Raw genomic sequence first — 551 nt, forward strand, 5'->3', positions numbered from 1 at the left:
GCTTACAACCGTAGTTACGACAAAGTTGAAAAATTCTTAAACGGCCGCGCAGCAGGTAAAAACATCCGCGGTGCACAAAGCGTAGAAGAACTTGTTGCCTCATTAGAAAAACCACGCAAAGTCATGTTAATGGTAAAAGCAGGGCAAGTCGTTGACGACTTTATTGAACAACTAATTCCCCATTTAGAAGCCGGCGACATCATCATAGATGGTGGTAACTCACACTTCCCAGATTCAGACAGACGTACTGCCTATTTAGCCGAAAAAGGTCTGCATTACATCGGCTCAGGTGTATCAGGTGGTGAAGAAGGCGCATTAACCGGTCCATCTATCATGCCAGGTGGCGACAAAGCCGCATGGCCACACGTGAAAGACATCTTCCAAGGCATATCAGCCAAAGTTGCAGACGACAACGGCAACCTAACCGTCCCTTGTTGTGACTGGGTAGGTGACGGTGGTGCAGGTCACTTTGTCAAAATGGTTCACAATGGTATCGAATACGGCGACATGCAACTTATCTGCGAAGCCTACCAACTAATGAAAACCGTACT

The 551-nt window shown here is 47.0% G+C and carries 1 protein-coding gene; it reads left to right on the forward strand.

Features of this window, described 5'->3' with window-relative positions; all coding sequences use genetic code 11:
- Positions 1 to 551 (forward strand): NAD(P)-binding domain-containing protein (locus tag N7931_RS19635; RefSeq protein WP_262795983.1); only part of this gene is annotated, 551 nt, incomplete at both ends.

It is taken from the genome of Catenovulum sp. 2E275 (genome assembly GCF_025515275.1).
Lineage (GTDB): Bacteria > Pseudomonadota > Gammaproteobacteria > Enterobacterales > Alteromonadaceae > Catenovulum.